The sequence below is a fragment of the Vibrio sp. 1078-1 genome (assembly GCF_033340475.1).
Genome location: NZ_JAWOWM010000783.1, coordinates 1 through 540, shown reverse-complemented (window position 1 = coordinate 540; position 540 = coordinate 1). Strand labels below are relative to the sequence as shown.

1 protein-coding gene is annotated in these 540 nt (G+C 47.8%); it reads right to left on the bottom strand.

Annotated features, from left to right (window positions below):
- The coding region (locus R7190_RS30035; protein ID WP_318138231.1) for a helicase-related protein at positions 1-540 on the bottom strand (540 nt) is incomplete at both ends.

Below are 540 nucleotides of genomic sequence, written 5' to 3'. Positions count from 1 at the left end.
CTGTTTTCTTCTTGTCTTCTTTTTTCTTTTTCTTCTTAAACACAGGTTTCTTGTGCTTAGGGCGCATCTCTTTAATGAAACGCTCTTTGATGTCTTCTTTCACGTAACGTGCTACGCGATCCATCATTGGCTGGTCGTGCGCTTCTACGATTGAGATTGCGTTACCTTTCTTACCTGCACGAGCCGTACGGCCGATACGGTGAAGGTATACGTCAGCCGTGCGAGGCATGTCGTAGTTGATAACGTGAGAAACATCAGGAAGGTCGATACCACGCGCCGCAACGTCTGTTGCTAGTAGCACGTTCACAGTGCCGTCACGGAAACGTGCAATGGCATTATTACGACGATCTTGAGGCATTTCACCTTGAATCCACGAACACGGGATTTGTGCGCTCTCAAGTTGTGCACGTAGCTCTGCCAAGCGTTCACGAGTTTTTAAGAACACGATAGTGCGCTCAGCTTGCTCTGTGATGATATGTTTCAGCAGAGCCAGTTTGTGTTCTGCGCTATCAGCACGGTGATACCATTGAGCAATCTTCT